Annotated in this window: 10 protein-coding genes; 7 read left to right on the top strand and 3 right to left on the bottom strand. The window is 54.4% G+C overall.

Features of this window, described 5'->3' with window-relative positions; translation table 11 throughout:
- Both GT355_RS14995 and GT355_RS14990 read left to right on the top strand, forming a co-directional pair.
- Positions 1–979: bacterio-opsin activator domain-containing protein (locus GT355_RS14995; RefSeq protein ID WP_160135365.1), on the top strand; the 979-nt coding region annotated here is incomplete at its 5' end.
- 397 nt (positions 980–1,376) lie between these two features.
- On the top strand, positions 1,377–2,519 hold the full coding sequence (locus GT355_RS14990; protein WP_275690156.1) for an MFS transporter: 1,143 nt from the start codon (positions 1,377–1,379) through the stop codon (positions 2,517–2,519).
- Positions 2,520–2,552: 33 nt separating this feature from the next.
- On the opposite strand, the gene GT355_RS14985 is transcribed toward GT355_RS14990, so the two are convergent.
- Positions 2,553–2,846, bottom strand: coding sequence for a PadR family transcriptional regulator (locus GT355_RS14985; protein ID WP_160135373.1), 294 nt, complete (start codon positions 2,844–2,846; stop codon positions 2,553–2,555).
- Entirely contained in the window at positions 2,846–3,094 is a 249-nt protein-coding gene (locus GT355_RS18585) for a MarR family transcriptional regulator (protein ID WP_420825975.1), read from the bottom strand. The genes GT355_RS14985 and GT355_RS18585 overlap by 1 nt, the downstream gene beginning before the upstream one ends.
- 370 nt (positions 3,095–3,464) lie before the next feature.
- Here GT355_RS18585 and GT355_RS14980 point away from each other — a divergent pair, with 370 nt between their 5' ends.
- The 3 genes from GT355_RS14980 to GT355_RS14970 all read left to right on the top strand — a co-directional run bounded on the left by GT355_RS14980 (position 3,465) and on the right by GT355_RS14970 (position 6,318).
- Positions 3,465–3,638 (top strand): hypothetical protein, encoded by a 174-nt coding sequence (locus tag GT355_RS14980; RefSeq protein ID WP_160135364.1) that lies wholly within the window; start codon positions 3,465–3,467, stop codon positions 3,636–3,638.
- A gap of 556 nt (positions 3,639–4,194) precedes the next feature.
- Entirely contained in the window at positions 4,195–5,577 is a 1,383-nt protein-coding gene (locus GT355_RS14975; RefSeq protein WP_160135363.1) for a S8 family peptidase, read from the top strand.
- A 249-nt stretch (positions 5,578–5,826) separates the two neighbouring features.
- The gene (locus tag GT355_RS14970) at positions 5,827–6,318 is read left to right on the top strand and encodes an MOSC domain-containing protein (protein WP_160135362.1); all 492 of its coding nucleotides are present in this window, start codon (positions 5,827–5,829) and stop codon (positions 6,316–6,318) included.
- 80 nt (positions 6,319–6,398) lie between these two features.
- Here GT355_RS14970 and GT355_RS14965 read toward each other — a convergent pair whose 3' ends face one another.
- Entirely contained in the window at positions 6,399–7,583 is a 1,185-nt protein-coding gene (locus GT355_RS14965; RefSeq protein ID WP_160135361.1) for a trans-sulfuration enzyme family protein, read from the bottom strand.
- A gap of 189 nt (positions 7,584–7,772) precedes the next feature.
- Between GT355_RS14965 and GT355_RS14960 the strand changes: the two genes are divergently transcribed.
- A complete protein-coding gene (locus GT355_RS14960) occupies positions 7,773–8,336 on the top strand; it encodes a dihydrofolate reductase family protein (protein WP_160135360.1) in 564 nt (187 codons plus the stop codon).
- A gap of 131 nt (positions 8,337–8,467) precedes the next feature.
- The gene (locus GT355_RS14955; RefSeq protein WP_160135359.1) at positions 8,468–9,205 is read left to right on the top strand and encodes a cupin domain-containing protein; all 738 of its coding nucleotides are present in this window, start codon (positions 8,468–8,470) and stop codon (positions 9,203–9,205) included.
- Positions 9,206–9,683: the final 478 nt, after the last annotated feature.

Here is a 9,683-nt window from a genome sequence, read left to right as displayed (position 1 = left end):
CGAGGATATTCCACATGAAGAACCGACGGCTCAGGCAGCTGAAACTCACCAACCGACAGTAGTCTCAAATGTTGCGAGTGAGCTTCAAGTGGAAGCTTGGAGATCGGAAGCACTCGCTCATGGGTTCCGTTCTGCTCTCAGCCTTCCCCTGATCCATGAAGAGGCGTTCTACGGTGTCGTAACTATGTATGCAAGCCAGCAGGAGGCGTTCGATGAAACCTCACAGGCAGTACTCGGTGAATTGAGTGAAACAATTGCTGCGGCGATCACTTCAGCAAAGCAGCGGGATGCACTGCTCAGTGATACTGCTACTGAGTTAGAGTACAAGACGACTGATAAGGAATCTATCTTACTCCAGCTTGCACGCGTCGCCGACTGTACAATCTGCTTTGATGAAGGGCTCCAACAGACCTCCCAAGGGATATCAGCAATTGCGAAAGTTGAACATAGTTCACTTGATGCGCTACGTGAAGCAGCTACATCGGTCGTCGGTATTGAGGATTTCCGGGTGATTTCTAAATCAACGAACGGAGGTGATTCGATCGTCCAGTTTCGGTTTTCAGACCCCTTCATTGCGACTAAGCTTGTTGATCATGGAGCGATTCTCCGTGAAATATCAGTAAATCCGGAAGCAATGCGTCTCAAAATTGAAGTCCCCAACCCAACGGCCACTCGAACCGTCAACAACATTCTCACACAGGAGTTTCAGGATATGACTCTTCTCACGCAGCGCAATCGGCAGCGTACGAACAATATCAATGATATGACTAGGTCACAGATCTTCAACCAACTCACTGATCGGCAACTGGAAGCGGTGAGAACGGCCTATCAGAGTGGATACTTTGAAACGCCACGGGAAAACTCAGGTTCGGAAGTGGCAGAGATTCTAGGGGTTTCTCCGTCTGCTTTCTCCCAACTTAATCGCACCGTTCAACGGAAAGTATTCTCAAGAATGTTTGAGGCAGAATCGGAACGTTGAGTTCAATCACATGAATTGTCCTCTGCATAGAGAGTAGCAGTCGCAACTGTCGCCGCTGTTCGAAGGTAATTTTGAAGCAGGTAGACAAAAGCAATGCTCCTCAATCTTGGCCGGATCGTATGTTTGAGGCATCACTGAATTGAAACCAATAGATAGATCCAGGTAGACGAGCCGCTTAGAAGCGGGCTTCAGAGTACATGGGAGCTGTCGCTTAGTATGTTGAGGTAGTAGTCACTACAACACTACTCCCGCTGATATCCAGCAACCTAACAGAATCAGCCATGGTGAGCTATTGTGGTGATACTGACGAGTCCTATGAGAAGTCAGCACGCTTTCCCATCTCAAGCGAAAATCGCAGGCAGTGAAGCGAATTTGGGATTACCGAGTAACTCTCGTCGTGCTCTGTACGCTGGCGTTTTTCGCGACGATGGTCGCTCGGTTGGTCATCAGTCCAGTGGTGCCGGAGATCGTCGATACGTTTGACTCCTCAAGCGGTACCCTCGGACTCGCTCTAACAGGTCTCTGGATGGCGTACGCGTTCGTGCAGTTTCCAAGCGGTGTTCTCGCCGACCGATACGGTGAGCGCCGTATTATCCTCGCTGCAGTTGGACTTACAGCGGTCGTTAGTGCCCTGCTTGCACTCTCGCCATCAATGCCCGTCTTCCTCCTCTTCACACTCCTTTTGGGCGGCGTTGCAGGATTGCACTACAGTGTTGCGACGACGTTCCTTACCCGGAAACTGAACAATATTGGCACCGCGATCGGTCTCCACAATTCTGGAGCACCGATAGCGGGATTGGTAGCCCCCATTGCAGCGGCCGCTGTAAGTCAGTGGTTTGGCTGGCGGGCAGCGATCGCGCTCGGGGCTGTCGCTGCCTTACCTGTATTCGTACTTTTTCAATGGAAAGTGCGGCCAACGGAACCCGCACGTCCTACACAGCCAATGGGCGAGCGGTTCGCCCTCAGACCGGTTATCGAGTTGCTCTCCCGACGAAAGATCGCGTTCACTGCCCTACTGGCGTTCCTATTCGAGTTTATCTGGCAGGCAACGGCTTCATTTCTCCCTACATTTCTAATCGCCTATCATGGATATTCGGTGACGTTCGCCAGTACACTGTTTTCGGCATACTTCGTCATACAGGGACTCACACAACCTGGTATCGGGTCGCTATCGGATCGGTATGGTCGAGAAGAAATTGGGGGCTTATGTGCAGTTCTTGGGATCGGTGGGTTCGGACTGCTTCTTGCTGGATCGCAGCTAACTGTCCTCCTCGTTGGAATCGTTCTTATTGGTGTTTCGATGGGGTGGGGTGCGGCACTCCTGCCGCGTTTCGTAGATAATCTCTCAAGTGCTGAACGGGGTGCTGGGTTCGGTCTCGTACGGACAACTTATATGATGATGAGCGCGACCGGAAGTGTCGTCATCGGAACGATTGCGGACGTTGCTGGTTGGGGGGTCGCTTTCGGGACCTTCTTGGTTTTTCTCTCAGTGATTTGCTTGTTGCTTGTTAGCAATAGAATGTTGGATCTCGGATTCTAGAGCGGATCTATAGAGAGAATCAAGACATGATTCTTAGCTGGAGCCCAGATCGATATGCTGGCGTTCCCACTCACGACGAGCCTCGAGCTCGCGCTGACCGCGTTGGGTGACCGAGTAGGCATTGGTGCGCTTGTCGATCTCGGAGACGTCGATCAACCCCATGTCAGCGAGCGTGTCGAGGTTCGGATAGAGTCTGCCGTGGTGGATCGTGCCTGAGTAATCCTCTTCGAGGGAGTCCTTGATGGCGAGGCCGTGTGGTGGGATTCCGTTCTCAAGACCGGCGATTACGTATAGGAGGTCACGTTGGAAGGCGTTCAAGTCATCCATCATAGCATCCGGATAGGTCGGAAAACGAACGGATAAGTATATCGGATAGAAAGCAGGTCCGCACGGTTATCAGGCGTCGAATCGATCTCCTCGAATTGTTGTATTGCATAGTGGACTGTCCGCTGAGAGAGGCGTGGTTCATTGGCTATTTGTTTCTGTGTAAGTGGCCCCTTCTGCCCTAGTACAACGAAAACGAGCTTCGCGCTTGGGGGAAGGTCGAGGAGTTGCTGATCAGGGGTATCGCTCATGAGATGATGTCAAAGAACGGTTTTCACGCGGGACAGCCTGGAACAATATGCTTTCGTGGATGTGGTATAGATCGGTTTTCGGCACCGCTTCCGTCGCCACCGGAGGCACAGAGCACATCGGCGTCGCCGACTGTCCCACTTTATGACCGTCCTCTAGTTAATGATCTTTCGTAGTATATATAAAGATCTATGTGTCGCTGCGGCGCTTGACATCGTCACGGCAGAGGGCCACAACGCCGCAGCTGTCCCGGGCATGAGGTCGGGGACGGCATCGGGATAATCACCGTCCTATGCCGACGATTCGACAGTCTGTGCCCCGACGCTCTCGCCGTCTGGATCATAGACGGTGAGCTTTGTTCGAGTATTCGCCATGGCAAACAGCGCGAAGACCGAATGTAGCATGGAGGAGACAGATATCCGGTGTGAGAGGTGTAAGCTGTTCATTGTGGGCTGCCTCCTGACGGGCCTGACATCGACAGTAGCCACAGCCACACGGTTCATGCTGTGGAATCCGGATGAGCTTGCGATCCCAGTCGATTCATGAAGTCTGGAAATGAGCTATCTCTCCAGCGCGGGGCCCGAGTCGCCTACCGACTAGGCAGACAAACCGCGCTTCGAACCCTCGCGGGTCAGGGAGTACGGTACACGCTTCCAGCAGGAGTGCGAACTCGCGGTCGTTCAGGACGTCCTCGTGGGTGTGACGGGTGGTCAGCGTCTTCCGGTGCCGTTGCCCACTCGTTCTTGGATTTCGGATGACGAGCCATCTCGGACGAACGTGTGCCGATGAAGAATGTTTCTTCCTCTCGGCACGACGATAACAGCGAGCCTTCCTGCTGGATAGAGAGCGCGTATTTTGCATATCGGTTGCGAATGGCGTTTTCGACAGTTCTACATGATTGATATCATTGCTAAATTCATAGAACAAGACAAATTGCAAATTTGTGAATGGTTCCGATACTCGCGGGCTCAAGTAGGTTTTTAATCAACACCGATCGATCTCGACGCGATATATTATTCTCAATGAAATGAACATGGCCTGTTACATGTTTCCATGAATCACAGACCGTAACAAATATTGCGATGGTGTATGACAAACTATCATGGGACACAAAACCAGGCGAGCGTTCCTGAAGGTAAGTGGTGCGGCGCTCGGAGGCATTGCTGTAGGTACGAACGTCGTAGCAGCCGAATCACGCGAGCGGTTCATCGTCGATGCAAAAAGCGTGAAACACACAGACGGGGTCGAAGTCGTTCATCGACTGGATCCGGTGAACCTGCTCGTGGTACGCGGCAGTGAGAAAGAAGTCAAAAAGCTCGGTGGAAAGTACGCACCGGACTTGGTCTATACGCTTGATACACCCGTCGAACCGACACAGGAGAGTGCGACGGACGAACCGTACTACGAACCCTTCCAGTGGGACAAACAGGACCAGCAAATCCCCGAAGTTCACGAAATAACCCGCGGGGAGGGAACGCGGGTTTCGATTATCGATTCCGGAATCCTTGAGACTCACGAGGACCTCACTGGCCCGCTGAACACCGAGTTGTCACGAAACTTCACCAACGACGGCGAAGACTTCAGCCCTGTCGGCAGCGACCACGGTACGCACGTCGCGGGTATCGTCGCGGCCGACGACACCAACGAAACGGGAACCGTCGGCAGCGCACCGGGCACTGAACTGGTCGCGTGTCGCGTATTCTCCGGCCCATCCGCAACCTTCGCCGACATCCTCGCGGCGGTCGTCTACAGTGCGGAGATCGGTTGTGACGCTGCGAACATGAGCATCGGCGCGTATCCTGTCGACAGGCGGAAAAACGGGAGCTTCTACGGTGGCGTGCTGAACAAGACGATGGCGTACGCGAGAAATCAAGGGATGGTGGTCGTGGTTTCGGCGGGCAACGACAGTGCCGACCTCCAGCACGACAACGGCGAGGTTCTCGAAGTCGACACGGACGGTGACGGTGAACTCGAAGAAGTCGTCCTCAAGGGCGGTCACTGGATCAGCCTCCCGAACGAGGCCGCGAATGTGATGAGTATCGCGGCAACGGGTCCCATCGGCTACAAGTGGGGCGAACCCGGACTCGAAGCACCTCCAGAGAGTCCGGCGTTCTACACCAACTACGGGACGAACGCTGTTGACCTCGCCGCACCTGGTGGTGATGCAGATCTCGAAGCGCTTGACAGCGAGGTCCCAGGCTCGCAGCAAGATCTCGTGTTTAACACGACATTCACTGGTGAAGACACCGACGGCGACGACATTCCAGAGCCTCCGTTCGTGCCTTCGTACGGCTGGAAGGCCGGCACCTCGATGGCCGCCCCGCAGGTGACCGCTGCCGCCGCACTCGTCAAGAGTGTCAATCCGGATTATAACGCGAATCAGGTCATGTCGACTCTCAGAAACACCGCCGAGGTGCCGAACGGGTACGACAAAGCGTACTACGGGGCCGGTTACCTCGATACGCTCGGGGCGGTTCAAGACTGAGTGAGCGGCCTCGACAGAACTTTTGCCGCGAATCACAGACCTCCTACTCAAATACGGAACGATTGCTCTACTACTGAGGATGTGAAACGAATGGCGGCCACTTGCTGAATACACCCTCTGAATCTCGCACGTCTATCTTGGCAGAGATCCATTATATTTCGCAGTTGCTACTGACTAGACAGCGCGTATCGGTTATCCGCAAGATTGAGCTTCCGGGTGTTTATATCTCTGTTAAATGGTATAGCACGCATGACTAGGTCTGGCACTGTTGAACGGGCGTTTATCGCGCATGAAGCCGAAGCTCAGATGGAGGAACAGGCCGACGTTGAAGCGATCGCCGGAAAGGGGCTACGAGGTGATCGGTACTTTAGCGAGATCGAGACGGGGACCTTCGTCAAGTGGGAATCAGACGAGAAACGCCCCGATGGGTACGACCTCACATTAATCGAGCAGGAGGCTGTTACAGCAATCGAACGTGAAGCGGAAATCGAACTCGAACCCGGAGAACACCGACGGAACATCGAAACTCGTGATGTCGCACTCAACCATCTCGTTGGACAACGATTCCAGGTCGGTGACGCCATCTGCCGAGGGGATCGGCTGTGTGAACCATGTAATCATCTTCAGCGCATCACTCAAGATGGCGTATTGCAGGCACTCACCCACCGAGGAGGCCTCCGAGCAGACGTTCTTAAAGATGGGCTGATTCGCCCCGGAGACACCATCGAACCGCTCGAATAATCCGGAGCTTTTCGCTTAGAAACGGTTCGTCTTTCCCGCTTGCCGATCGAGACGATCAGGGGAAGAAAAAGAATACGAGCCTATGGCAGCGCCGTCCGGAGGTCCTCACGGAGGTCGTCGGTGTGTTCGATGCCAACCGATATCCGGACCAGGGTCTCGGGGATTTCCGTGGTGTCCGACCTGTGACTGACCTTATCAGGGATCATCAGCGACGGCACCTCGATAAGGCTCTCGACGCCACCGAGACTGGTCCCTGGGGTAAATATCTCAAGGCTATCAATGAACGCCTCGATTTCGGCCATCGTGCCGTCGAACTCGAAGGAAAGCATCCCGCTGTATCCTGACATCTGTTTGGCCGCGAGATCGTATTGTGGGTGACTTTCAAGGCCCGGGTAGTGGACGCGAGCGACCCGGTCGTGGGCCTCGAGGAGGCGAGCAACCGCCATCGCATTCTCCTGATGGTGATCCATCCGTGCCGGCAGCGTCTTAATGCCGCGCGTAACGAGGTAGCAGTCGAACGGCGAGAGCATGTTTCCGAATCCGATCTGCTGGGAAAACGCCAGTTTCTCGAAGATCTCGTCGTCGTCGGTGACGATGGCACCACCGATCGAGTCGGAGTGTCCATTGAGATACTTGGTTGTGCTGTGGACGGCAATGTCAGCACCTAGTTCAAGCGGCGCTTGGAAGTACGGGCTCGCGAAGGTGTTGTCGACCCCAAATGGAATGGCGTGATCGTGAGCGATGTCGGCTATCGAACGGATATCACACAAACGCATCAGCGGGTTCGTGGGTGTCTCCGCCCAAATCAGATCGGTATCTGAATCGACCGCTGCATCGACATTTTCGGGCTCGCGGGCGTCGACAAACTCGACATTGACACCGAAGTGATTGGCGATGGATTCTGTGAGCAGTTTCTCGGTCCCGCTATAGACGGAGTCCGACGAGACGAGGTGTCCCCCTGGCGGGACTAGCGAGAGCATCGTCGTTGAGATGGCGGCCATCCCCGAGGCGAACGCCAGCCCATGCTCACCGCCTTCGAGGCGGGCCAACTGCTCTTCGAGGGCCGCTCGCGTCGGGTTGCTCTTGCGTGAGTAATCGTGTTCGTTAGCATCGTCCCCGCTGGCCCACTCGAAGGTGCTCGAGAGGTGTATCGGCGGAATGACGTCGCTTGTTCCGCCCTTGTCAGAGTGCGTCGCGTTCTCAGCTGCCCCGACGGCGAGCGTCTCGAATCGGTTTTCGCGGAAACGGTCATCGTGTCGTGTCATTGGCGACTCACCGCGGGACCCGTTTGCGTGATGTCACACGCTTCCGGCACGGTCGATTTGTCCATGAGAGGAATTCGCTGCGGTGATACTTAGATTTGCAGATCCAGGGAACTGTGTAGAAGTAAGAACGCGAGCTGATGGTTTATAACCTTTATATCGCCAGAACGCTTCCAAACGGCGGCTGAAACAATGAAGACGCAATATTACACAGCAACGAGCATCGACGGTTATCTCGCCGATGACGAAAATTCACTCGACTGGCTCTTCCAGTTCGGAGAAGTCGAGGGCATGGAGGATGACTACCCACAGTTCATGGACCAAGTTGGTGCCGCAGCCATGGGTTCGACGACCTACGAGTGGCTCATAGAGCACGAAAATTTGCTGGAGAGCCCAGAACAATGGCCATATGAGATCCCAGCTTGGGTGTTTAGTAGTCGGAAATTACCGGTAGTTGATGGTGCGGACATTGACTTCGTGCAGAGGGACGTTGCGTCCGTTCATGACGATATGGTGAAGGCCGCAGACGGCAAGAACGTCTGGCTTGTTGGCGGTGGTGATCTTGTGGGACAATTCCATGATCAGGGTCTACTCGACGAGATTATTCTCAGCGTCGCTCCCGTTACGCTCGCTTCGGGTGCGCCACTGTTGCCGCGCAGGATCACTGAACCGCCCCTGAAACTGGCTGACGTGCAAAAATATGATGACGTCTTTGCAGTTCTAACGTACGAGGTGCAGTATTCCGATGAGAGGTGATCGATGAGGGCTCTCTTTACTCAGTGTATGATAGTTAGAGCTGACGTTCGATCCGACGTCCTCTGCTGTGTTTCTGAAAAGCTAGTTGGCCAGAATAGTCTTACTTCCACAATCCGGCAGACAACAGACACATGGAGACGCCACACCCGGGCATCGAGATTATTGAAGGGGATAACCTGCGGCAATCGGATCGTTCCACACCAGCTGAAACACGAGAAATCGTTTTCGAAACGCCTCGCGTGTTGCTCGAACGAGTCGAGCAAACTGGCGAGACGACAGGTGAATGGCGACACCACGATGACCACGACGCGTATGGAGTCGTTCTTTCAGGGCAGAGTCGCGTGGAGTACGGTTCCAGTTCGTTCAGTATCAGCGTTGATGAGTTTCTCTATATCCCTGCTGGCGTCAGCTATCGCCTCACGACGGCCGACGAAAAAGTGGAGATGCTCATTACCTCTGTCGAGCCCGGCCAGCCGGAGGTGACTACCGGCGATTCCCGTACAGAGCAATTTGAGCGAACTCCACAACGCGCTGGCACGGATGATCTTGCTTCGGCGGGGGAACTGAAAAATCTCACCCGATTAATGCCGTTCCCTGAAGCCCCTGTTCAGCAGGTGCGTGGTCACGCTTCCGGACGCGTCGCTTCTGACTGGCATCATCACGGTGACAACGACGTTCTCGGTTACGTGCTCGACGGCGAAGGCTACGTTGAGGATGAACGAGCATTGGCTCGCGCTGGAGAGTTCTTCCACATCTCTGCAGGCGTCGTTCATCGGGACGTAAACCCGAGTGATGACGAGCAGGACTACGTGCTCTGGCTGACGGGTTCCGAACCGCGAACCATCCCCGTTGACGGCCCAGCAGATTAGAGCTGTTCAGTAGAAATCTTACCCTGTAATCTTACCTTCTTCACGAAATCACACTGCTTGGGCACTCTGGCCGCGAGACTGCGGGCCGTCACGGACTCCTCAAATGCGCTGTATCTCTCGTTCTCCGGACCGCCCATCGCGAACAGGACGCTGGGGTGAGGTCCTCATCCATGATGCGCAGCGTGTAGTGCAACGCAGCAATCCTCGCCGTTCACGGCGGGCTATCATCACTTCATAGATCGGTCCAATCAACTCACCGACTGTCCTATCCCAACCGCATAGTTTTCGTTACTAGTTATCTCGTAATAATCAAATAGCGTTAATAGAATGTGCTATGTGTTCCAAATACATGATAAATGATGGTAATCGGCAAGCAGGGAGCAGAGAGCAGTCGATGAGTGAGAGCGGACCAACAGACAGCGAGCAAGGCGAGACCCGCCGACGGACGTTTTTGAAAGGATCGGCCGTCGCACTTGGC

The sequence above is a fragment of the Halococcus salsus genome (genome assembly GCF_009900715.1).
GTDB classification, from domain to species: domain Archaea; phylum Halobacteriota; class Halobacteria; order Halobacteriales; family Halococcaceae; genus Halococcus; species Halococcus salsus.
Note: the sequence above shows the minus strand (reverse complement) of the source record. Positions and strands in the feature narration are given on the sequence as shown.